Raw genomic sequence first — 21,479 nt, 5'->3', positions numbered from 1 at the left:
CGAGATGAAACTCCTCGATGCGTTCCCCCGAGCGGTCGGCCGGTTACCAGTTCGTCGACACCGGCAACGCACCGCGCGCCTGGACCCGGCCTCCCACGCGAACTCTGTGAGTCCCGCACTACTTCCGGTGCGCGTGGGCAGCCCCCGCAAACCGGAGCGCAGAACTCGCCATCAGGAGCGCAGAACTCGCCGACGGGAACGGGGGACTCGCCGACGGGGGTCAGCCGCGCTCGATGAGGTGGCCGACCACGTCCGGGCCCGGGTGCGCGGAGCCGGAGCCGTCCCTTCGGTTGTCCACCTCCGGGAGTTCGACCGGGTCACCGTTCTTCATCGCGCCTGCGGGCCGAGGCCCGATCCACGCCACGGTAAGCCCCGTCTCGCCCTTGAGGAACCGCTGTGCCCGCACCCCACCGGTCGCGCGTCCCTTGGCCGGGTACTCCGCCAGCGGGGTCACCTTCACGCTCGAACCGGTCGCCGTCACCACCATCGGCTCACCGTGCTCGGCATCGTCGGTGCGTACCGCGCCGAAGAACACCGCCTCCGCGTCGGCGGGCAGGTTCATCCCCGCCACACCGCCGCTTCGCAGGCCCTGCGGGCGCACCAGCGAGGCAGCGTATCGCAGCAGCGAAGCCTGCGACGACACGAACGCCAGCGTCTCCTGGCCGTCGGTCAGCCACGTGGCGCCCACCACCTCGTCGCCGTCCTTCAGGGTGATCACGTCGAACTCGTCGGCGCGGACCGGCCACTCCGGGGCACACACCTTCACAACACCGCGCCGCGTGCCCAGCGCAAGGCCTGGCGACGACTCGGCCTGCTCGCCGAGCGGCGCCAGCCCGACGACCCGTTCCCCCTTGTCCAGGGGGACGAGTTCCCGCGCGGCCACGCCACCGCGCAGCGAAACGGTGCCGGCCTGCTCCGGCAAGACCGGCAGCGGCAGCACCTCGGTCTTGAACGCCCTGCCCTTACTGGTGACCAGCAGGACCTGGCCGCGAGCTGTCGTGTGCACCACGGCGGCGACCGCGTCGTGCCTGGCGCGCCCACTGCGGCGCCTACCTTCGGTGACCTCCTCGGACTCGGCCGCGGTCCTCGCCACCAGCCCGGTGGCCGACAGGATCACCTGGCACGGATCGTCGGCGACCTCGAGCGGCCCGGCGGGCTTGGAGGCCGCGAGCACCTCCTTGAGGTCGCCGTCGATGAGCGCGGTGCGCCGCTCGGTCGGGAAGTCCTTCGCGACCTTCGCCAGTTCCTTCGACACCACCTTCTTCAGCACCGTGTCGTCCTCGAGGATCGTGGTGAGCTCGGCGATCTCCTGGCGGAGCCGCTCCTGCTCCTCCTCCAGTTCGAGCTTGTCGTACTTGGTGAGCCTGCGAAGCGGCGTGTCCAGGATGTAGGTGGCCTGGATCTCCGACAGTTTGAAGCGCTTCATCAGGCCTTCCTTGGCGGCCTGCGCGTTGTCGCTGCCTCGGATGAGCCGGATGACCTTGTCGATGTCGAGCAGCGCCTTGAGCAGGCCCTCGACCAGGTGCAACCGCTCCTCGCGCTTGCGGCGGCGGTACCTGGTCCTGCGCGTGACCACCTCGTAGCGGTGAGCGAGAAAGACCTCGAGCAACTGTTTGAGGCCCAGCGTCTGGGGCTGTCCGTCGACGAGCACGAGGTTGTTGATCCCGAACGACTGCTCCAGCGGCGTCAGCCGGTACAGGTCGGCGAGCAGCGCCTGCGGGTTGACCCCGACCTTGCACTCGATCACCAGCCGGGTGCCGTTCTCACGGTCGGTGAGGTCCTTCACGTCGGCGATGCCCGTCAGCCGCTTGGACTTGTTGACCTCGTCGGTGATGCGCTCGATCACCTTCTCCGGCCCGACGCCGTAGGGCAGTTCGGTGACCGTGATGCCCTGCCTGCGGCTGCCCTCGATGGGGCCGGTCTGCACCTTCGCGCGCATCCGGACGACACCCCGCCCGGTCTCGTACGCCCTGCGGACCTCGTCGAGACCGAGCAACTGGCCGCCGGTGGGAAGGTCAGGGCCGGGGACGAACTCCATGAGTTTGTCCAGCGAGGCGCCCGGGTGGTTGATGAGCCAGCGTGCCGCCGCGATCACCTCACCGAGGTTGTGCGGGATCATGTTGGTCGCCATCCCGACCGCGATCCCCGACGTACCGTTCACCAGGAGGTTCGGAAACGCCGCCGGCAGCACCTGGGGTTCGGCCAGTGAACCGTCGTAGTTGGGCCGGAACTCCACGCTGTCCTCGCCGAGTTCACCGACGAGCAGCATCGCCTCCGGCGACATTCGTGCCTCGGTGTACCTCGACGCCGCGGGTCCGTCGTCGGGGCTGCCGAAGTTCCCATGCCCGTCCACGAGCGGCACGTTCATCGAGAAGTCCTGCGCGAGCCGAACCATCGCGTCGTAGATGGCACTGTCGCTGTGCGGGTGGTAGCGGCCCATCACGTCACCGACCACACGTGACGACTTCACGTAGGCGTGGTTGGGCCGGTACCCGTTCTCGTGCATCGAGAACAGGATCCGACGGTGCACCGGCTTCAGCCCGTCCCGCGCGTCCGGCAGAGCCCGCGAGTGGATGACCGAGTACGCGTACTCCAGGTAGGAGTTCTCGATCTCGGTCTGGACCGAGTTGTCGAAGACCCGCGCGCCCGCCTGGTCGAACGCGGACGGATCGACCCTGGTCATCGTGGTCTTGCGCCGTGCCATGGTGTGTGTGCTCCCGTGCTTGTCAGATGTCGATGGCGGCCTGGTCAACCCGCTCGGCGGAGGCCACGAGCCAGTTGCGTCTCGGCTCCACCTTCTCGCCCATGAGCAGTTCCAGTGCCGCCTCGGCGGCCTCGACGTCGTCGAGGGTGATCCGGCGGACGGCCCTGGTGGCCGGGTTCATCGTGGTCTCCCACAACTCGTCGGCGTCCATCTCGCCGAGGCCCTTGAACCGCGGGACCGGCTTGACCACCTGCTTGCCCGCCTTTTCCAGTTGGGCGACCTTGGTCTCCATCTCCCGCTCGGTGAAGGTGTAGAAGGTCTGCTGGTTGCGCCCCTTGGTCACGATCTTGTGCAGCGGCGGCATCGCGGTATAGAGCCTGCCCTCTTCGATCACGGGACGCATGTACCTGGCGAAGAGAGTGATCAGCAGGGTCCGGATGTGGGAGCCGTCCACATCGGCGTCCGCCATCAGGATCACCCTGCCGTAGCGCATCGTCGAAGTGTCGAAGGTGCGACCGGTGCCCGCACCCAGCACCTGCACGATCGAGGCGATCTCCGCGTTCTTCAGCGCGTCACCGAGCCCGGCCTTCTGCACGTTGAGGATCTTGCCGCGCAGCGGGAGCAGCGCCTGGTACTCCGATACCCTCGCCATCCGCGCAGAGCCGAGCGCGCTGTCGCCCTCCACGAGGAAGAGTTCACTGCGCGCCACCCCCGTGGTGCGGCAGTCCACCAGTTTGGGCGGCATGGCCGCGCCCTCGAGCGCGGTCTTGCGTCGCGCGGCGTCCTTCTGCTGCTTCTGCGCGATGCGGACCCGCGAGGCGTCGACGATCTTCTGCAGCACCGTCTTGGCCTCGGACTTGCTCCTGCGGTGCTCCGTCCACGCCTTGACGTTCTTCTCGACGATTCCCTGAATCACCTTGGTGATCCCCGCGGTTGACAGCTCGTCCTTGGTCTGCGAGGTGAACTGCGGCTCGGGAATCCGCACGTGGATGACCGCGGTCATGCCCTCACAGATGTCGTCGAGAGTCGGCGGGTCCTCCTTGGGCTTGAGCAGTCCGCGCGTCTTGGAGATCGCGTCGTGCACCGACCGCACCAGCGCTCGCTCGAATCCCTTGCGGTGCGTACCGCCGTGCACGTTTCGAATCGTGTTGGTGAAGCACTCCACCGTGCGCTCGTAGCCGGTCCCCCAGCGCAACGCCACCTCAACCTCGGCCTTGCGCTCTACATTGGACTTCATGACGCCGTTCTCGTCGGCGGCGTTCTCCTTGTAGGTGCCCTCACCGTTCATCAGCAGGATGCCCGAGACGGGCTTGTCCGCGGCGGGTGCGAGGAACTCCACCATGTCGGCGAGCCCGTTGGGGAAGTGGAACGTTTCCTCGTTGATGGTGGCGTCGGTGGCGGTGCGCAACACGTATGTCAGACCGGGCACGAGAAACGCGGTGTGCCGCAGTTTCGTGCGCACCGTTTCCAGATCCAGCGTCGCGCCCGATTCGAAGTACCGGGCGTCGTGCCAGTATCGGATGGTGGTACCGGTGGACTCGCCACGCTTCATCTTGCGCACCAGCCGCAGGCCGGACTGCCGCGTGAAACGCGCCTTCGGCCCCGGCCCGTCGAAGACACCGGGCACCCCGCGCGCGAACGACATCTCGTGCACCTTGCCGCCCTGCTTGACCGTCACGTCGAAGCGCAGCGACAACGCGTTCACCGCGGATGCTCCGACGCCGTGCAGGCCGCCGGACGTCTTGTAGCCGGAACCTCCGAACTTGCCGCCCGCGTGCAGCCGAGTCAGCACCAGTTCGACACCGGAAAGGCCCGACTTGCCGTGCACGCCGGTGGGGATGCCCCTGCCGTCGTCCTCGACCTCCACGCTGCCGTCGGCGTGCAAGGTCACCACAACTCGGCTGGCGTAACCCGCGACCCCTTCGTCGGTGGAGTTGTCCACGATCTCGGTGAAGAGGTGGTTGACGCCGCGGCTGTCGGTGGACCCGATGTACATGCCGGGTCGCTTCCGGACCGCTTCCAGCCCCTCGAGGTGGGTCAGGTCGTCGGCCCCGTAGAGGGTCTCGGCCGAAGCAGTCACAGGGTCGCTCGCTCCCAGAATCGTCATCTGCCCAGTGGTGGCGCTGGCGCGTGGCGCGCGGTTACAGCGGCCAACCAACCAGCGTAATGCAGGGTATAGGGCTCACCTGACATTTCGACGCCCGCCGTCCGCGCGACGCGCGGGTGGGTTGTGATCGGATTCACGGCTTGCCGAACTCGGCTCTCACTCCAAGCAGCCGGACGGGTCGATCCAACCGGAAGCGGTCGAACACCTCCATCGCGGCACGCTCGATCGTCACGCCGTCGTTGGTGGGTTCCGGCAACGTCACGCTGCGTGTCGTGGTGATGAACGGCGCGAAGCGGACCTTTACCGCCACGCGCGCAGCGGGCCTGCCTTCCAGCTCCGCGTCCTGGGCGACTCGGCGGGCCAGCACCGACAGGTGTTCACACAGTTTCGCGCGATCGCTGATGTCTTCCTGGAACGTCGTTTCCCTGCTGCGCGAGCGCGGCACATGCCCGGTGGCGGTCACCTCGCGATCACCCGCTCCGTGCGCCAGCGCGCGCAGGTAGGGCCCCATGGTGGGGCCGAATCGTGCCGCCAGCTCGGCCGGATCGGCGGCGGCGAGCGCGCCCACCGTGGTGATGCCCAACTCGGCGAGCTTGGCCGTGGTCTTCGTGCCGACGCCCCACAGCGCGTCCGGCGATCGGTGTGCCATCACCGATGTCCAGTTGTTCCTGGTCAGCCGGTAGGTACCCGCGGGCTTGGCGAAGCCGGTGGCGAGCTTGGCGCGGTGCTTGTTGTCGCCGATCCCCACCGAGCACGCCAGGCCGGTCTCCTCGGCCACGGCACTTCGCACCGATTCCGCCAGCGCCTCGGGGTCTTCGGTCCGCGCACCGAGAAACGCCTCGTCCCAGCCCAGCACCTCGACCACGACCGGAAACCGGCGGAGCACCGCCATGACCCGCTCGGACACCTCCTGGTACGCGGGCGGGTCGGAGGGCAGGAACACCGCGTCGGGGCACCGCTTCTGCGCCGTGCGCAGCGGCATGCCCGAGTGGACGCCGAACTCCCGAGCCTCGTAGGAGGCGGTGGCGACCACGGCGCGCCGCTTGGTCTCACCCGTGCCGCCGACGATCACGGGTTTGCCCCTCAGCTCCGGGTGCCTCGCGATCTCGACCGCCGCGATGAACTGGTCGAGATCCACGTGCAGTACCCAGTCCGTTATGGACACAGCGGACACCTGTGCAGTATGCGCCGCGATCGCCCGGCGCGGCCAGTTGTCGACGCCGGGGTCGGTGGAGAAGAGGAATAGGGCCGCGAGCTGTCGGGGTACCCCGTTCGTGCAGGAAGGAACGACGAGCGAACGACAGGAGTGAGCGAGATGGCTCAGCTGGTACGCGAGGTCATGACGGCGGAGCCGGTGACGATGCCCAGCGACACACCGGTGCGCGATGCCGCACGCGAGATGCGCGACAACGACATCGGTGACGTGCTGGTCGTCGACAACGGCGAGCTGCGTGGCATCGCCACCGACCGCGACATCGTCGTGCGCGCTCTCGCCGACCGCGACGACCTTTCCACGGTCCGTATCGGCGAGGTGTGCAGCGAGCGGCTGGTGACGGCCACACCGAACGAGGACGTCGACAACGCCATCGCCAGGATGCGCGAACACGCCGTGCGGCGAGTCCCTGTCGTCGAGGACGGCCGACCGGTGGGGATCTTCTCGATCGGCGACGCGGCGATGGAGAAGGACCCGAGGTCTGCGCTCGGCGACATCAGCGCCGCGGCCGGTAACCGCTGACCGGGCCCGGTACCCGGCACGGTCCTAGAGTCGGCGACGTGTCGATCCGAGAACTTCTCGTGCTGGGTACCGGCAGTCAGGTCCCCAGCAGAGCCCGAAACCACAACGGGTACCTGCTGCGCTGGGACGCCGAGGGCTTCCTTTTCGATCCCGGCGAAGGCACCCAGCGGCAGCTGGCCTTCGCCGGGTCCTCGGTGAGCGCGATCACGCGGATCTGCATCACGCATTTCCACGGCGACCACTGCCTCGGGCTGCCCGGAATCGTGCAGCGGCTCTCGCTGGATCAGGTCGCGCGCGTGCACGCCCATTTCCCGGCCTCGGGAACCGAGTTCTTCGAGCGGCTTCGGCACGCCAGCCTTTTCCACGAGACGACCGAACTGCTCCAGGAGCCGGTGCACGGCGACGGAATCCTGGCGACCGGCGCGTTCGGCAGGTTGGAAGCCCGCAGGCTCGAACACCGTGTGGAGGCGTTCGGCTACCGTCTGGTGGAGCCGGACGGCCACAACATGGTGCCCGCACTGCTGGAGCGCCACGGCGTCAGCGGGCCGGACGTGGGAACGCTCAGCAGGCAGGGCAGCGTGCGGGTCGGTGAGCGAACGGTGACGCTTTCCGAGGTCAGCGCCGTGCGCAGGGGGCAGAAGGCCGCCTTCGTGATGGACACCCGGCTCTGCGACGCGGTGTTCGCACTCGCGGAGGACGCCGACCTACTGGTGATCGAGTCGACCTTTCTGGAACGCGACGCGGACCTGGCGCGCGAATACGGTCACCTGACGGCGAAACAGGCCGCCAGGGTCGCGGTGGAGTGCGGCGTGCGCAGGCTGGTGCTCACCCACTTCTCGCAGCGCTACCAGGACCCGACCCTGTTTCGCGACGAGGCGGCCGAAGTATTCGGTGGCGACGTGGTGGCGGCGCGTGATCTGATGAGGATCGCGGTTCCGAAACACACCCGACCGGAATAGCCATGGCCGGGCGTGCGTTGATTTTTCGGTTACCTGATCTGGTTGCCAGGAAGGAGGCGGCACGCCTTGGACAAGTACGACTGGCGGCACCGTGCCGCCTGCCGTGACGAGGACCCGGAACTGTTTTTTCCGGTGTCCGATGTGGGACCCGCGGCGGTGCAGACCGAACGCGCGAAGGCGGTGTGCGCGCGCTGTCCGGTCCGCGCCCGTTGCCTGGAATACGCGCTGGAGAACGGCCTCGACTACGGCATCTTCGGCGGTATGACAGAGCGAGAGCGCAGAGAACTCACGCGCGAGCACCGGCGACGGGTGGGCAAGCCGAAAGCGGCCTGAGCAATTCCCGGCGCCGTCGCCGGGAACATCGGCGACGACGCCGGTGTTGAACAGGATGGCGATACGCACCCTGTCCCCCGGGCCGCATCCCTTTTCGCCTTCGCGGAATACCGTTCGGCTGGAGCCGCGTCGCGCCTTTCGCCGAGAGGCGACATTGCGTATCAGCCCAACACGAGGGGCCCCGCCGACCACGGTCGGCGGGGCCCCTCGTCACGTCCGTGCCCTGCGGGACGGGCCACAGCAGGGGGCACTCGCCAACACCGGGCAGCGCCAGGTATGGTGCGCGGCGATCGAAATCACGACTATGCAACGACGCGACAACACATCTGAATCGCCCCTTGTTCGCTGGGGCCGGTGTTGCCGATGCCGAACGGTCTCGTCACTCCTGCCCACGGCGCACGGGAACGATAAGCAACGGGAGACGGCGTGACCGACGTGCAGCACGACGACCAGGGCCAGGGTGCGTTCAACGCGGCCACCGGCCGCAGCCTGGAAAGCGATCACGGCAAGCCGCGGTATCTGGAGTACCAGCGCGAACTGATCCGCCCGTACTGCGGCCGATCGGTGCTGGAAGTGGGCGCGGGGCTGGGCGAGTTCGCCGACGGCTTCACCGACAGGGATCGCTACGTCGTCACCGACGTGGACCCCGAAGCCGTGCAGAGCATGAAGACCCGGTTCGCCGACCGGCCCGAGGTCGAGGTGCAACAGTTCGACATCGACGGTCAGACGACACTGACACCGCCTGTGGAGACGTTGCTCGCCATCAACGTGCTCGAGCACATCGAGGACGACGCGGGCGCGCTTCGCGGCCTTTCCCGCTCGTTGACGGCAGGCGGCAACATCATCCTGTTCGTACCCGGCTACCAGCAGCTCTACGGGGAGTTCGACCGGATCGTCGGGCACTTCCGCCGCTACAGCCCGGACACGATCAGCGACGCGGTGCGCCGGGCGGACCTGGAGGTGGTCGTGGCTCGTCCTGTGAACTTCCTCGGCGCCTTCGCCTGGTGGGCCGCGGTGCGCAAGGGCGGCGCCAGCGCGCCCAACCGCAAGCTGGTGTCGGTGTACGACCGCATGGTCGTGCCGGTGACCAAGCGCATCGAGAAGCTGGTCCGCGTGCCGTTCGGGCAGTCGATCCTGTGCGTGGCGCGAAAGCCGCAAGACTGAGCCGGTGCGGGCGCGGCCTCCCGGCCGTGGGGCGAAACTCGGCCGACAAGTCGGAACGGTGTTTCGTGGCGCGTGGGCACGCGCCACGAAACACCGCTCAGCTGCTGAGGTCACCGCTGTACCAGGTTCCCGGTTCCCGGTAGTGCCCGCGGCCGCGGTGGCCGCACCAGGCGTCCAAACCACCTCATGTCGATCCCCGTCGCGGAGTGAACCGGCCTTTCCGGCACCGCAGAGCATTTCGGCGGGGCAAACCCCTCGCGGCGGAAACGAGCAGACCGTCACACCTTGTGCACCGCGACCACGGCTGGCGGCGGGGACCGGTCAGTCCTGCTCGTCGAGCAGTTCGCCGAGCAGCCTGCGGACCCTGCGGTCGATCTCGTCCCGGATGGGCCGAACCGCCTCGATTCCGAGGCCCGCCGGGTCGTCGAGTTGCCAGTCCAGGTAGCGCTTTCCCGGAAAGACCGGGCAGGTGTCGCCGCAGCCCATCGTGATCACCACGTCGGCCGCCTCGACATCGGCTGTCAACAGCTTCGTGGGCACCTGCGCGGTGATGTCCAGTCCCCACTCCGCCAGCGCGGCGGCGGCGGCCGGGTTGACCTTCTCCGCGGGCTGCGAACCCGCGGAGGAAACGGTGACGCGGCCAAGGGCATAGTGCTGCAGCAGCGCGGCGGCCAACTGCGAGCGGCCCGCGTTGTGGACGCAGACGAACAGCACCTCTGGACGTTTGCTCACGGGGGTCTCCTTCCGGGTCGGCGCCGGCGTGCCCGGCATTCCTCGCATCAGCCTACAGTGATGTATCATCCCTCACTGATGTCAGTGACAAGTGATGTGTTGCCGGTCGAGTTGCTGCGGTTGCTCGCCGATCCGCTGCGTGCGCGCATCGTCGAACTGCTCGCACGTGAGTCGCTTTGCACCTGCCACCTGGTGGAGGAGACCGGCGCCAGCCAGACCAACATCTCCAACCACCTGCGGCTGCTTCGTGACGCCGAACTGGTGAGCACCCAGCCGCACGGCCGCTACACCTACTACCGGCTGCGCCCGCAGGCGCTGCGTGCGCTCGCCGACCTGCTGGCCGGACTGGCCGACACCGCTGAAGAACACGCACAGCTCAGGAGGTCCTGCCCGTGAGTCAGACCGTGGAGCAACCCGCGGAAACCGAACTCATCCGACGGTTGTCCGTCCTCGATCGGTTTCTCCCGGTCTGGATCATCGCGGCGATGGGGGCGGGACTGCTGCTCGGCAGCGCCGTGCCGGGGCTACAGGGTGTACTGGACACGGTGAAGGTCGGCCAGGTCTCGCTGCCGATCGCACTCGGGTTGCTGCTGATGATGTACCCGGTGCTGGCGAAGGTTCGCTACGACAGGCTGGACACGGTCACAAGGGACCGGCGCACCCTGCTGCTCTCGCTGGTACTGAACTGGCTGGTCGGTCCGGCGCTGATGTTCGCGCTCGCCTGGCTGCTGCTGCCCGACCTGCCCGAGTACCGGACCGGCCTGATCATCGTCGGGCTGGCGAGGTGCATCGCCATGGTGATCATCTGGAACGACCTCGCCTGCGGCGACCGGGAGGCCGCTGCCGTGCTCGTCGCGCTCAACTCGGTGTTCCAGGTGCTGATGTTCGGGGTGCTCGGCTGGTTCTACCTCGACCTGTTGCCCGGCCGGCTCGGTCTGGACACCACCTCCATCAGTGTTTCGCCGTGGGAGATCGCCGCGAGCGTGCTCATCTTCCTCGGCATCCCGCTGGCGGCAGGCTACCTTTCCCGCCGCATCGGCGAGCGAACCAAGGGCCGTGCCTGGTACGAGGATCGCTTCCTGCCCAAGATCGGCCCCGTCGCGCTGTACGGGTTGCTGTTCACGATCGTGGTGCTGTTCGCGCTGCAGGGAGAAACCATTACGGCGAGGCCGCTGGACGTGGCGCGGATCGCGCTGCCGCTGCTGGCCTACTTCGCCATCATGTGGGCGGGTTCCTACGCCGTGGGCAGGGCGGCCGGGCTGAGCTACCCACGCACCACGACGCTGGCCTTCACCGCGGCGGGCAACAACTTCGAACTCGCCATCGCCGTCGCCATCGGCGTCTTCGGTGTCACTTCCGGACAGGCACTCGCCGGTGTGGTGGGCCCCCTCATCGAGGTTCCCGTACTCGTCGCCCTTGTCTACGTCAGCCTGTGGCTGCGCAAGCGCTGGGCCGCCAAGCCCTAACCGCCAGCGCCCACGCCGCCCCTCGCCCGCGACCGAAATCGCGCGCGAGGGGCGGCTTTTCTTTTCCGCTGATCGGGTGTTCCCCGACCGGTGCACGAATCGGTTTGAACGCCTTGAGTATCGGGTATGGACGGCCGTTTTCCTTGATATAGCTGAATGATCGCGCGATTGTCCGAGTTGTGGGGACTATCACCGCGTCGTAGCGTGAGGTTTCGCGGCCACCGGACGTGAACGGTTGGTGACGTCAACGACTTGACGATATTCGAGAAACGGCGGACCTCAATTGTCTGATCGACAGTTCTTCGAGCAGCGGGCGGATTCCGCCCTTGAACGTAGACAGGCACCGCTGGAGGCTCTGCTCGACGAGGCCGAGCAGCTCGCCAGGGCCTGCCACGCGATGGCGGAGCGGTTCCACAAGGGCGGCAAGCTGATCGTCTTCGGCAACGGCGGTGGCTCCACCGACGCCCAGCACGTCTCGGTCGAGTTCGTCCATCCGGTGATCGTCGGCAAGCGTGCGCTGCCGGCCATCTCGCTCACCTCGGACGTCGCGACGATGACCGGGGTCGCCGCGAAGGTCGGCTTCGCCGAGGTGTTCGCGCACCAGCTCAGGCAGCTGGCCACAGGCCAGGACATCGCACTGGGACTTTCCGGCGACGGCCGCTGCGACAACGTGCTGCGTGGCCTCGAACAGGCCCGCGAGCTGGGCATGCTGACCGTCGCGCTGGTCGGAGGTGACGGCGGCCCGATCGCGCGCCGAAACGTGGCCGAACACCTGCTGCGCGCCGCCTCCGACGACCCCCGTGTCGTCAAGGAGGTGCACGTGACGATGTACCACGTCCTGTGGGAACTGGTGCACGTCTTCTTCGAACATCCGGGTGTGCTCACCCCAGAGGTGGTCTCGTGACGGAGCAGGCCCCGCATTGCTCGACCGACACCTGCGTGACGTGCTCCGACGAGGCCGTCGTGGTGCGGGTCGAACGGTTGTTGCCGGGCGGCCTCGCGATCGTGGACACCGGGCAGGGAACCGAGGAGATCAGTGTCGCGCTCGTGGACGTCGGCGAGGGAGACGAGGTGCTGGTACACGCCAAGGAAGCCATCGGAGTACCGCGATGACCGACATGATGCGATCCCTCTACCCGTTCCTCTACTCCGATGACGAAGCAGGCGGCGACGTCGACGCGGTACTCGCCGAGGCGAGGCAATCCACAATAGACAAGGTCCGCGAGATCATGGAGCTTCGCGCCGAAGTGCGCCGCGACCAGGGCTCGTTGCTCGCCGAGTGCGGTGCGGCGATGGCCGGCAGGTTCGCGGCAGGCGGGAGGCTGTTCTCCTTCGGCAACGGCGGGAGCTCCACCGACGCCCAGGACATCGCCACCCAGTTCATGAATCCGCCCGACGGCACCACCGCGCTGCCCGCCTTCGCACTGACCGCCGACATCGCCGTGCTGACCGCGCTGAGTAACGACGTGGGCTTCGACGTGGTGTTCTCCCGCCAACTCGCCGCGTTCGGCAGGGAAACCGACATCGCGGTCGGGCTTTCCACCAGCGGCAACTCCCCCAACCTGCTGGCCGCGTTCGACGAGGCCCGCCGGGTAGGGATGCTGACCATCGGGATCAGCGGCCACACCGGCGGCAGGATGGCCCAGCTTCACTCGATCGACTACCTGTTCACCGTGCCGTCGTCCTCCGTGCACCGCGTGCAGGAGGCGCAGACCACCATCTACCACGTACTCGCCGAACTGGCGGCCGAGGGACGCTGATGGGCACCCAGCGGGAATCACTCGAGCACGCCCGCGCCGTGGCCGACGCCGTGCTCTACGAGGGCTACGTGCTGCACCCCGGCCACAACCCCGCCCCGAGAAACCAGGTGCGCTGGCAGCGCGGCGTGCTCGTGCCGCCGTCCTACGCGGCCACGGGCAGCGCCGAGCCGACCTGCTGCCGCACCGAATGCCTCGCGGAGGTGGACGCGGGTGCCCGGCTCAGCCTGCACGTGCGGTTCCTGCAGGCACAGCGGCGCACGGTCGAGGTAGGCGGGCCCGGCTCATACCGCGAGGTGGACTCGCTTCGGATCGCGGGCGAGGAGTTGCCCGCGATGGACGAGGCCGTGAGCAACGAGCAGCAGGTGACGCTGGCACTGGACGACCTGTTCGACCGCACCCACGTCGTACCCTTCACCGTCCGTGGCGGTGAACGCACGAGCGCAGTACCCGGTGGCCGCGTCGTACGGCGCAAGCAGCCGCTGAACGCCGAGCTACGCTGCCACGCCGAGGCGTTGCCCGGACTGGTTCGGGTGCGGGTGGTGCTGGCCAACACATCGCCGGTGGACTGCTCGCAACACCGCAGGTTCGAAGCGCTGCGCCATTCGCTCGTCGCCACTCACCTCCTGCTGTCCCTGGATGGTGGCGTGTTCCTTTCCTGCGACCAGCCGCCGCGTTGGGCCGCGGAACACGCGCACGGTTGCGTCAACGAACACACCTGGCCGGTGCTGGTCGGCGAGCCGGGGCGTCGCGACACCATGCTGTCGGCTCCGATCGCGCTACCCGACTACCCCGACGCGGCCGGTGGAGTCAGGGCCGGCTGTTTCGGAGCTCACGAGACCGCCCCGCTGTCGGACCTGCCGAAGGCCACCGCGGGCATGCACCCGCGGCCCGCGCCACGACAGCCGGGCACCGAGGTCGCCGACCTGCCACAACAGCGCACCGACAGCGCCCGCGACACCGTCGTCGTCGGTGGTGTGGAGATCGGCGAGGGCAGCAGGGTGGTGCTTCGGCCCGCTCCCGGCTGCGACGCGCAGGACATGTTCGTGGCGGGGCGCACGGCGACCGTGCGGGCGCTGCGGCAGGACGTGGACGGCACCTGGTTCCTCGCCGTCACCGTGGACGGTGACCCGGCTACCGAACTGCTGGCCGAGGACGAGCGCTACCGCTACTTCACCACCGCCGAGGTCGAGCCACTGGTCGAGGAGCCGCGATGAACGAACGCGTGCTCATCGCGGGCATCGGCAACGTGTTCTTCGGTGACGACGGTTTCGGCGTTGAGGTGGCTGCCCGACTGTCCGAACGGCGGCTGCCACCCGGTGTGATCGCCGCCGACTTCGGCATCAGCGGGCTGCACCTGGCCTACGAGATGCTCGGCGGTGAACACGAACTGACCATCCTGGTCGACGCGGCACCGCGAGGTGGCACGCCAGGAACGCTGTACCTGATCGAGCCGGACCCCAACGAGTGCGCCGATGCGGCACCCGACGGGGTCGATGCCCACGGCATGGCCCCGGCGACGGTGCTGGGGCTGCTGCGCAGACTCGGCGGCACTGCGGGCCGCGTGCTCGTGCTCGGTTGCGAGCCCGCGAGCGTCACCGAGGGCATCGGGCTGAGTGAGCCGGTCTCCTCGGCGGTGGACGAAGCGGTGACCCGCGTGCTCGAACTCGCCACCGCAGGAAGGAGTGAAAGCGATGTGCCTCGGCATTCCCGGTGAGGTGGTGGAGGTCCTGCCGGATCGCCCCGAACTGGCCAGGGTGAAGGTGAGCGGGGTCCGCCGTGCGATCAACGTCGGCCTGCTGGCCGACGACCCGCCACGGCCGGGCGACTGGGTGCTGATCCACGTCGGCTTCGCGCTTTCGAAGATCGACGAGGAAGAGGCGAGGGCGGTGCTGCGATTCCTGGAGGAGATCGGTCAGGCGTACACCGACGAGGTCGACGCGCTCAAGCAATCGATGATCGAGTAGGGGCGGACACATGCGCTTTGTCGACGAGTTCCGCGACGCGGACACAGCGAAGGCACTGGCGGCGAAGATCGCCGGGCTGTGCGAACCGGGGCGGGAGTACAAGTTCATGGAGGTGTGCGGAGGCCACACGCACACCATCTACAAGCACGGCCTCGAGGACTACCTGCCGGAGCAGATCTCGCTGGTACACGGGCCGGGCTGCCCGGTGTGCGTGATCCCGATGGGCAGGGTGGACGACGCGATTCACATCGCGAGTCAGCCCGACGTGATCATGACGTCGTTCGGCGACATGATGCGGGTGCCCGGCGGCGACGGGAACTTCTTCGACTCCAACTCCGAAGGCACCAACATCCGGATGGTGTACTCGCCGCTGGACTCGTTGAAGATCGCCAAACAGAACCCGGACAAACACGTGGTCTTCATGGCCATCGGATTCGAGACCACCGCCCCCTCCACCGCGATGACACTGTTGCGGGCCAAGGAGGAGGGTGTGGACAACTTTTCCGTCTTCTGCAACCACGTCACGATCATTCCGGCCATCAAGGCGATCCTGGACTCCCCCGACCTGCGGCTGGACGGATTCCTCGGCCCCGGCCACGTGTCCACTGTGATCGGCTGCCGCCCGTACGAGTTCATTCCGGGCGAACACGGCAAACCCATCGTCGTGGCGGGGTTCGAGCCGCTGGACATCCTGCAGTCGGTCTACCAGTTGCTCAAGCAGTTGCGGGACGGCCGCCGCGAGGTCGAGAACCAGTACTCGCGCGTGGTGCCGTGGGACGGCAACCCGGTGGCGTTGCGGGCCATCGCACGGACCATGCGGCTGCGGCCCTACTTCGAATGGCGGGGGCTGGGATTCATCTCGCACTCGGCGATGAAGCTGAGCGAGGAGTTCGCCGAGTTCGACGCGGAGCGGATCTTCTCGATGCCGGGGGTCAGGGTGGCCGACCCGAAGTCCTGCCAGTGCGGCGAGGTACTGAAGGGCGTGCTCAAGCCGTGGGAATGCAAGGTGTTCGGCACAGCCTGCACCCCGGAGACGCCGATCGGCACGTGCATGGTCTCGCCAGAGGGCGCCTGCGCGGCCTACTACAACTACGGCCGCTTCACCCGGCAGCGCATCAGGGAGGCGAGCACGGCATGAGGACCGAACAGGACGTTCTCGAGCGGATCGAGCGGGCGCGCCGCCGCGGCCCCAAACTGCGGGAGAACCGGATCACCGCTGCGCACGGCGCGGGAGGCAAGGCCACCCAGACACTAATCGAGGCCGTGTTCCTCGACGCGTTCCGCAACGAATCGCTCGAGCCGCTCGGCGACGCCGCACTGCTGTCGCTGGGCGCCGGACGCCTCGCGATGACCACGGACTCGTTCGTGGTATCCCCGCTGTTCTTCCCCGGAGGCGACATCGGTGACCTCGCAGTGAACGGCACCGTCAACGACCTCGCGGTCGCGGGCGCGTCACCGGCCTACCTGTCCTGTGGCTTCATTCTCGAAGAGGGATTCGAGGTCAGCGATTTGCGCCGCATCGTGGAGTCGATGGCGCGGGCCGCGAAGCAGGCCGGTGTGACGCTGGTGACCGGTGACACCAAAGTGGTCGGCAAGGGCAGCGGCGACGGCTGCTACCTCAACACCACGGGTGTCGGCACACTGCCCGACGGGCCGGAACTGGGCGTGCACCGGGCCCGCCCCGGCGACGCCGTGCTGGTCTCCGGCCCGGTCGGCGAACACGGTGTGACCATCATGCTCGCTCGCGGCGAGTTGGACATCGAGGCCGAACTGGAGTCCGACACCGCCGCGCTCAACGGCCTGTGCGCCCGGCTGCGCGAGGTGCCAGGGCTGCGGGCGATGCGCGACGCCACCCGAGGCGGTGTGGCCACCGTGCTGAACGAGGTGGCCATAGCGGCGGACGTCTCGGTTGTCGTGGAGGAGAACCGGGTCCCGGTGCGCGACGAGGTACGGGGCGCGTGTGAACTGCTCGGTATCGACCCGCTCTACGTGGCGTGCGAGGGCCGGTTCGTCGCGGTCGTCGACGGTGCTCACGCCGAGCAGGCCGTGGCAGCGCTGCGCGCGGACCCGCTCGGCGAGCAGGCCGCCGTGATCGGCACGATCGGCGAGGACCCGCCCGGCACCGTGCTGCTGAACACGACGTTCGGCGGCACTCGTATCGCGGACCTGCTCGTGGGTGATCCCCTGCCTCGGATCTGCTGACCCATGCACGAACTCTCTATCGCCCAGAGCATGGTCGACGCGGTGCTGGAACAGACGGCAACCGACCGGGTGGTTGCCGTGCACCTCGAACTCGGCAAGCTCTCCGGCGTCGAAGTGGACTCGATCAGGTTCTGCTTCGACGTCGTCACCCGAGGCACCCGGTTGGAGGGCGCGCGGCTGTCGATCGAGCAGCCCGCCGGGCAGGGCCGCTGCCGCCGCTGCGGCACCCGGTTCCCCGTCACCTCGCTACTCAGCGAGTGCTCCTGCGGCAGCCTCGACGTGGAGCTGTCCTCGGGAGACCAGGTACGGATTCGACACGTGGAGGTGAAGCGCGATGTGCGGGACCTGCGGGTGTGAGGCGCCCTCCGGCACGAGGACGCTGGAGCTGGAGCGCGACGTGCTGGCCAAGAACGACGCGATCGCCGAGCACAACCGGCTCAGGCTGAACGCGCTGGACGCGGTCGCTATCAACCTGATGAGTTCGCCCGGCTCCGGCAAGACCACCCTGCTGGAGGCGACCTTGCGGGCGCTGGACGGGCGATCGCCGGTGGCTGTGGTGGAAGGCGACCAGGCCGCCTCGCTCGACGCGGACCGGCTGCGCGCTCTCGGTTGCCGGACGGTGCAGCTCAACACCGGGTCGGGTTGCCACCTCGACGCCGAGATGCTGGACCGGGCGCTGGCCGAGCTGGACCTGGAACCGGGCACGGTGCTGTTCGTGGAAAACGTCGGCAACCTCGTGTGTCCGGCGCTGTTCGACCTCGGGGAGCAGCACAAGGTGGTGCTCGCCGCCACCACGGAGGGCGAGGACAAACCGCTGAAGTACCCGCACATGTTCCGGGCCGCCGATCTGGTGCTGCTGACCAAGACGGATTTGCTGCCGCACCTGGACTTCGACGAAGCACACTTCGCCTCGCACCTGTCCCGGATCAACCCCCGTGCGCGGCTGCTTTCCGTCTGCGCACCACGAGGCGACGGCATGGATCAGTGGCTGGGCTGGCTGCGGTCGGCACGCTCGGTGCCGTCCGGCTCGGCCTCGGCCGCGGCCTCGGCCGCGTCGTCGGCCGCTTCGTCGGCCTCCTCCTGAGCGCCCTCGCTGCCACGCAACAGCGGTGAGCGCACCAGCAACATCGTGCAGGCGGCGAGCAGCGCGGCACCGAACAGCTGCGCGGCGATCCACCCACCGCCTCTGACGTGTTCTCCGAACACGGCCACACCCCAGGTGATGCCTACCAGCGGGTTGGCGAGCGTCAGCCCCGGCTGCGACGCCACGAGGCTGCCCGCCCGCAGCGTGTTCTGCAGCAGGAAGAAGCCCACCGGCCCGGCGACCATCACCGCATACGTCTGCCAGGTGGTGAACACTGCACCGAGCCCGACGGCGAAGGCAGGCGTGACCCCGGCGATCAACGCGGCGAGGAACCCGAAGTAGGTGCCGGAAGCCAGGCCGAAGTAGGCGGCGCGGTGGGCGTAATGGTTGCGGTAGCCCAGCGCGAGCAAGGCGCCGATCACCGCAAGCGTGACCGCGGAGCCCAGTGCCCAGACCTCGCCGGGCACGTCCCTGGAGTCACCGCTGCTCGGGCTGAGAGCCACCAGCAGCAATGCCAGGCCCGCGCTCATCCCGGACACGGCCGTCCACTCCCGTAGCCGAAGTTTCGCCCGCAACACCAGGCTCGACAGGATCAGCGTGAAGCCGAGTTCGGCCACGAGGATGGGCTGCACGAGTGCGAGCGGACCGGTCGCCAGGGCCGCCACCTGCAGCGCGAAACCCACCAGGATCGCGGTGACCCCACCGACCCAGGACGGCTTGCGGGCCAGGCTCCACAGCATCCGCAACGACATCGAGGCGTCGTCGGGCTCGCTGCGAGCGCCCTTGCGCTGCAGCACGGAGGCCAGCGCGTTGGAGCCCGCGGCGAGCACCGCCAGCAGGACCGTCACTGCCACGGCAGGCAGCCCCATTCCCGATCGAGCGCGCCCACTACGGCCGCCTGCCCGAAGCTGATGCCACCGTCGTTGCACGGTACGCGGGAATGGGTAAGCACCGTCATGCCTTCGGCCACCAGCGCGTCGACCGCACGGTCGAGCAGCAGCGTGTTGCAGAACACCCCGCCCGACAGCGCCACGGTTCGCACGCCGGTCCGCTCGCCCAGCGTCGTGCACACCGACGTGATGGCCTGCGCCAGGGTGTTGTGGAAGCGGGCGGCCACCACTTCGGTGCCGGTGCCCGACAGCAGATCGTCGACCACCGCACGTACCAGCCGGGCACCGCACACGCGGATTGGCTCACCGTCGCCGATCAGCAACGGGTAGCTGCCCAGCTCTTTGGGATCGGCATGCTGCTCGAGTTCGATCGCGGCCTGACCCTCGTAGTTCACCGTGTCGCGGATGTCGAGAACCGCGGCGACGGCGTCGAACAGCCTGCCGACGCTGGAGGTCAGCGGCGCGTTCACGCCGTTGCGGGCCATCGAGACGACCTGCCGCCACTGCCGCTCGTTGCGCCGCACCACCGGCAGCAGTTCCAGCGGCAGGTCGCGGTAGGAGTCCAGGTACGAGGCGGCCATCCGCCACGGCTGCCGGATCGCCGCCTGCCCGCCAGGAAGCGGCACCGGCTCCAGGTGGCCGGCACGTTCGAACCCGGCCAGGGTGGCCAGCAGGAACTCCCCTCCCCAGATCGTGCCGTCGGTGCCGTAGCCCGTGCCGTCGAAGGCGACACCGATGGTGGGGCCCGCGACGGAGTTGTCGGCAAGGCAGGCCGCGATGTGCGCGTGGTGGTGTTGCACGCCGACGAGTTCGACGCCGCGCAGCTGCGAGGCGTACCTGGTGGAGAGGTAGTCGGGATGCAGGTCGTGTGCCACGGCCACGGGCTCGATGTCGAACAGCCCGCGGAAGTGTTCGATGCTCTCGGTGAACGACTTCAGGGTCTGGTAGTTCTCAAGGTCTCCGATGTGCTGTGAGCAGAACGCGTAGCTGTCCTTGGCCAGGCAGAAGGTGTTCTTCTGTTCGGCGCCGCAGGCCAGCACGGGCCGAGGGAACACCCAGGGCAGCGAGAGCGGCTCCGGCGCGTAGCCGCGCGATCGCCGCAGCAGCAGTGGCCTGCCTCGCCACGGCCTGACCACGGAGTCGTCGGTGCGAACGTGGATCGCCCTGTCGTGGGTGAGGAACGCATCGGCGATGCCGCCCAGCCGGTCCAACGCGTCGTCTTCGCCGAACGCGATCGGCTCGTCGGAGACGTTTCCGCTGGTCAGCACTATCGGGCCGGTGAGTTCGGTGAGCAGGTGGTGCAGCGGTGTGTAGGGCAACATGAGGCCGAGTTGCCGGTTGTCCGGCGCGACGGCGGCTGCCACGCTGTCGGTGTCGTCGCGCCGGTCCAGCAACACGATCGGCCTGCGGTGGCCGGTGAGCAGCCGCTGCGCCTCGGCATCGACCTCACAAAGCCGCTGCGCCACCCGCAGCGTCGGGACCATGACCGCGAACGGCTTGTCCTCCCGGTGCTTGCGCCGCCGTAACGCGGCCGTGGCGGCGTCGCTGTCCGCGGCGGCGGCCAGGTGGTAGCCACCGAGTCCCTTCACCGCGAGCACCCGACCGTCGCGGAGCAGATCGGCGGCGCGGCGGATGGGGTCTCCGGACAGTTCGGCGCGGTCGTTGTCCACAAGCCGCACCGAAGGTCCGCAGCGAGGGCAGCACACCGGCTGAGCGTGGAAGCGCCGGTCGCGCGGGTCGTGGTACTCCTCGGCGCATTCGTCGCACATCGAGAAGCCCGCCATCGTGGTGTTGGGCCTGTCGTAGGGCACGTCGCGCACGATCGTGAAGCGCGGGCCGCAGTCGGTGCAGTTCAGGAACGGGTACCGGTAACGCCGGTCGGTGGGGTCGCGCAGTTCCGCGAGGCAGGCCGCGCAGGTCGCCGAGTCCGAGGACACCAACGCGTTGCGTGGTCCGGCGCTCTCGCTGGCGACGATGGTGAAGTCGTCGCCGCCTCGCGGCCGCTGCTCGGTCACGGTCACCCGCTGGATGTCGGCCAGCCGGGGTGCGTCGTGCCGTAACGCGGACAAAAAGCCGGCGACCGCGCTCTCGGCCCCTTCTGCGTCGATGAAGACCCCGCCGGTGTCGTTTCCCACCCGGCCCGCCAGGCCGAACCGCGAGGCCAGCGAGTGCACGAACGGCCGGAAGCCGACGCCCTGCACGACTCCCTCCACGCGGACGGCGACCCGAACCAGCGACTTCACGAGGCCTTCAGCGCCTGGACGCGGCACCCGTCGGGGTTACGAAGTCTGCTCCGTACGCGAGACATGTTCCCGGCGGTACCCGTTCCCCGAACCAGAGAAACCACCCACTCGCGAGTCCCCCGCTCCTGCCCGCGAG

The 21,479-nt window shown here is 68.4% G+C and carries 22 protein-coding genes; 16 read left to right on the top strand and 6 right to left on the bottom strand.

The genetic code is table 11. The features are described 5' to 3' along the window. Window positions 1–220: 220 nt before the first annotated feature. From SACMADRAFT_RS05625 to SACMADRAFT_RS05615, 3 genes are all read right to left on the bottom strand, one after another. The gene (locus tag SACMADRAFT_RS05625) at window positions 221–2,704 is read right to left on the bottom strand and encodes a DNA gyrase/topoisomerase IV subunit A (protein ID WP_009152818.1); all 2,484 of its coding nucleotides are present in this window, start codon (window positions 2,702–2,704) and stop codon (window positions 221–223) included. Window positions 2,705–2,726: 22 nt separating this feature from the next. Next, window positions 2,727–4,811, bottom strand: coding sequence for a DNA gyrase/topoisomerase IV subunit B (locus SACMADRAFT_RS05620; RefSeq protein WP_009152817.1), 2,085 nt, complete (start codon window positions 4,809–4,811; stop codon window positions 2,727–2,729). A 133-nt stretch (window positions 4,812–4,944) separates the two neighbouring features. Continuing rightward, window positions 4,945–5,976: a DNA polymerase IV gene (locus SACMADRAFT_RS05615; protein ID WP_009152816.1), complete on the bottom strand. Its 1,032-nt coding sequence runs from the start codon at window positions 5,974–5,976 to the stop codon at window positions 4,945–4,947. Between the two features lie 150 nt (window positions 5,977–6,126). Between SACMADRAFT_RS05615 and SACMADRAFT_RS05610 the strand changes: the two genes are divergently transcribed. The 4 genes from SACMADRAFT_RS05610 (at window position 6,127) to SACMADRAFT_RS05595 (ending at window position 9,002) form a co-directional block, all read left to right on the top strand. Further along, window positions 6,127–6,546, top strand: coding sequence for a CBS domain-containing protein (locus SACMADRAFT_RS05610; protein WP_009152815.1), 420 nt, complete (start codon window positions 6,127–6,129; stop codon window positions 6,544–6,546). Between the two features lie 38 nt (window positions 6,547–6,584). Beyond that, window positions 6,585–7,505 (top strand): ribonuclease Z, encoded by a 921-nt coding sequence (locus SACMADRAFT_RS05605; RefSeq protein WP_009152814.1) that lies wholly within the window; start codon window positions 6,585–6,587, stop codon window positions 7,503–7,505. Window positions 7,506–7,571: 66 nt separating this feature from the next. Then, on the top strand, window positions 7,572–7,838 hold the full coding sequence (locus SACMADRAFT_RS05600; protein WP_009152813.1) for a WhiB family transcriptional regulator: 267 nt from the start codon (window positions 7,572–7,574) through the stop codon (window positions 7,836–7,838). Window positions 7,839–8,264: 426 nt separating this feature from the next. Further along, entirely contained in the window at window positions 8,265–9,002 is a 738-nt protein-coding gene (locus SACMADRAFT_RS05595) for a class I SAM-dependent methyltransferase (protein WP_009152812.1), read from the top strand. A 321-nt stretch (window positions 9,003–9,323) separates the two neighbouring features. On the opposite strand, the gene SACMADRAFT_RS05590 is transcribed toward SACMADRAFT_RS05595, so the two are convergent. Beyond that, window positions 9,324–9,734 carry an arsenate reductase ArsC gene (locus tag SACMADRAFT_RS05590; protein WP_009152811.1) on the bottom strand — a complete coding sequence of 137 codons (411 nt, stop codon included), beginning with the start codon at window positions 9,732–9,734 and terminating at the stop codon, window positions 9,324–9,326. A gap of 78 nt (window positions 9,735–9,812) precedes the next feature. Here SACMADRAFT_RS05590 and SACMADRAFT_RS05585 point away from each other — a divergent pair, with 78 nt between their 5' ends. From SACMADRAFT_RS05585 to hypB, 12 genes are all read left to right on the top strand, one after another. Beyond that, window positions 9,813–10,130 (top strand): ArsR/SmtB family transcription factor, encoded by a 318-nt coding sequence (locus SACMADRAFT_RS05585; RefSeq protein WP_040925562.1) that lies wholly within the window; start codon window positions 9,813–9,815, stop codon window positions 10,128–10,130. Further along, window positions 10,127–11,200, top strand: a complete 1,074-nt coding sequence (arsB, locus tag SACMADRAFT_RS05580; protein WP_009152809.1) for an ACR3 family arsenite efflux transporter — start codon at window positions 10,127–10,129, stop codon at window positions 11,198–11,200. The genes SACMADRAFT_RS05585 and arsB overlap by 4 nt, the downstream gene beginning before the upstream one ends. Before the next feature lie 283 nt (window positions 11,201–11,483). After that, window positions 11,484–12,104 (top strand): D-sedoheptulose-7-phosphate isomerase, encoded by a 621-nt coding sequence (locus tag SACMADRAFT_RS05575; RefSeq protein ID WP_009152808.1) that lies wholly within the window; start codon window positions 11,484–11,486, stop codon window positions 12,102–12,104. Further along, window positions 12,101–12,313 carry a hydrogenase assembly protein HupF gene (locus SACMADRAFT_RS05570; RefSeq protein ID WP_009152807.1) on the top strand — a complete coding sequence of 71 codons (213 nt, stop codon included), beginning with the start codon at window positions 12,101–12,103 and terminating at the stop codon, window positions 12,311–12,313. The genes SACMADRAFT_RS05575 and SACMADRAFT_RS05570 overlap by 4 nt, the downstream gene beginning before the upstream one ends. Further along, the gene (locus SACMADRAFT_RS05565; RefSeq protein ID WP_009152806.1) at window positions 12,310–12,960 is read left to right on the top strand and encodes a D-sedoheptulose-7-phosphate isomerase; all 651 of its coding nucleotides are present in this window, start codon (window positions 12,310–12,312) and stop codon (window positions 12,958–12,960) included. The genes SACMADRAFT_RS05570 and SACMADRAFT_RS05565 overlap by 4 nt, the downstream gene beginning before the upstream one ends. Next, on the top strand, window positions 12,960–14,174 hold the full coding sequence (locus SACMADRAFT_RS05560) for a hypothetical protein (RefSeq protein WP_009152805.1): 1,215 nt from the start codon (window positions 12,960–12,962) through the stop codon (window positions 14,172–14,174). The genes SACMADRAFT_RS05565 and SACMADRAFT_RS05560 overlap by 1 nt, the downstream gene beginning before the upstream one ends. Further along, the gene (locus SACMADRAFT_RS05555) at window positions 14,171–14,674 is read left to right on the top strand and encodes a hydrogenase maturation protease (protein WP_009152804.1); all 504 of its coding nucleotides are present in this window, start codon (window positions 14,171–14,173) and stop codon (window positions 14,672–14,674) included. Before SACMADRAFT_RS05560 ends, SACMADRAFT_RS05555 begins: the two co-directional genes overlap by 4 nt. Next, entirely contained in the window at window positions 14,652–14,924 is a 273-nt protein-coding gene (locus tag SACMADRAFT_RS05550) for a HypC/HybG/HupF family hydrogenase formation chaperone (protein ID WP_009152803.1), read from the top strand. The genes SACMADRAFT_RS05555 and SACMADRAFT_RS05550 overlap by 23 nt, the downstream gene beginning before the upstream one ends. Before the next feature lie 10 nt (window positions 14,925–14,934). Then, entirely contained in the window at window positions 14,935–16,062 is a 1,128-nt protein-coding gene (hypD, locus tag SACMADRAFT_RS05545) for a hydrogenase formation protein HypD (RefSeq protein ID WP_009152802.1), read from the top strand. Then, on the top strand, window positions 16,059–17,126 hold the full coding sequence (gene hypE / locus SACMADRAFT_RS05540; RefSeq protein ID WP_009152801.1) for a hydrogenase expression/formation protein HypE: 1,068 nt from the start codon (window positions 16,059–16,061) through the stop codon (window positions 17,124–17,126). The genes hypD and hypE overlap by 4 nt, the downstream gene beginning before the upstream one ends. 3 nt (window positions 17,127–17,129) lie before the next feature. Beyond that, window positions 17,130–17,483 (top strand): hydrogenase maturation nickel metallochaperone HypA/HybF, encoded by a 354-nt coding sequence (locus SACMADRAFT_RS05535; RefSeq protein ID WP_009152800.1) that lies wholly within the window; start codon window positions 17,130–17,132, stop codon window positions 17,481–17,483. Next, window positions 17,461–18,210: a hydrogenase nickel incorporation protein HypB gene (hypB, locus tag SACMADRAFT_RS05530; RefSeq protein ID WP_009152799.1), complete on the top strand. Its 750-nt coding sequence runs from the start codon at window positions 17,461–17,463 to the stop codon at window positions 18,208–18,210. Before SACMADRAFT_RS05535 ends, hypB begins: the two co-directional genes overlap by 23 nt. Here the strand turns inward: hypB and SACMADRAFT_RS05525 are convergent. Together SACMADRAFT_RS05525 and hypF are read right to left on the bottom strand one after the other, a co-directional pair. Then, on the bottom strand, window positions 18,108–19,079 hold the full coding sequence (locus SACMADRAFT_RS05525) for a DMT family transporter (RefSeq protein WP_009152798.1): 972 nt from the start codon (window positions 19,077–19,079) through the stop codon (window positions 18,108–18,110). The two genes, hypB and SACMADRAFT_RS05525, sit on opposite strands and share 103 nt — an antisense overlap. Continuing rightward, window positions 19,055–21,343, bottom strand: coding sequence for a carbamoyltransferase HypF (gene hypF, locus SACMADRAFT_RS05520; protein WP_009152797.1), 2,289 nt, complete (start codon window positions 21,341–21,343; stop codon window positions 19,055–19,057). The genes SACMADRAFT_RS05525 and hypF overlap by 25 nt, the downstream gene beginning before the upstream one ends. Window positions 21,344–21,479: the final 136 nt, after the last annotated feature.

Source organism: Saccharomonospora marina XMU15 (genome assembly GCF_000244955.1).
Classification (GTDB): domain Bacteria; phylum Actinomycetota; class Actinomycetes; order Mycobacteriales; family Pseudonocardiaceae; genus Saccharomonospora_A; species Saccharomonospora_A marina.
Note: the sequence above shows the minus strand (reverse complement) of the source record. Positions and strands in the feature narration are given on the sequence as shown.

Coding starts and splice junctions, on each gene's coding strand:
- SACMADRAFT_RS05610 (WP_009152815.1), top strand. CDS start 6,127: ATGGCTCAGCTGGTACGCGAGGTCATGACGGCGGAGCCGGTGACGATG.
- SACMADRAFT_RS05555 (WP_009152804.1), top strand. CDS start 14,171: ATGAACGAACGCGTGCTCATCGCGGGCATCGGCAACGTGTTCTTCGGT.
- hypD (WP_009152802.1), top strand. CDS start 14,935: ATGCGCTTTGTCGACGAGTTCCGCGACGCGGACACAGCGAAGGCACTG.
- hypE (WP_009152801.1), top strand. CDS start 16,059: ATGAGGACCGAACAGGACGTTCTCGAGCGGATCGAGCGGGCGCGCCGC.
- SACMADRAFT_RS05565 (WP_009152806.1), top strand. CDS start 12,310: ATGACCGACATGATGCGATCCCTCTACCCGTTCCTCTACTCCGATGAC.
- SACMADRAFT_RS05625 (WP_009152818.1), bottom strand. CDS start 2,704: ATGGCACGGCGCAAGACCACGATGACCAGGGTCGATCCGTCCGCGTTC.
- hypB (WP_009152799.1), top strand. CDS start 17,461: ATGTGCGGGACCTGCGGGTGTGAGGCGCCCTCCGGCACGAGGACGCTG.
- SACMADRAFT_RS05550 (WP_009152803.1), top strand. CDS start 14,652: ATGTGCCTCGGCATTCCCGGTGAGGTGGTGGAGGTCCTGCCGGATCGC.
- SACMADRAFT_RS05525 (WP_009152798.1), bottom strand. CDS start 19,079: ATGGGGCTGCCTGCCGTGGCAGTGACGGTCCTGCTGGCGGTGCTCGCC.
- SACMADRAFT_RS05585 (WP_040925562.1), top strand. CDS start 9,813: ATGTCAGTGACAAGTGATGTGTTGCCGGTCGAGTTGCTGCGGTTGCTC.
- SACMADRAFT_RS05560 (WP_009152805.1), top strand. CDS start 12,960: ATGGGCACCCAGCGGGAATCACTCGAGCACGCCCGCGCCGTGGCCGAC.
- SACMADRAFT_RS05620 (WP_009152817.1), bottom strand. CDS start 4,811: ATGACGATTCTGGGAGCGAGCGACCCTGTGACTGCTTCGGCCGAGACC.
- SACMADRAFT_RS05535 (WP_009152800.1), top strand. CDS start 17,130: ATGCACGAACTCTCTATCGCCCAGAGCATGGTCGACGCGGTGCTGGAA.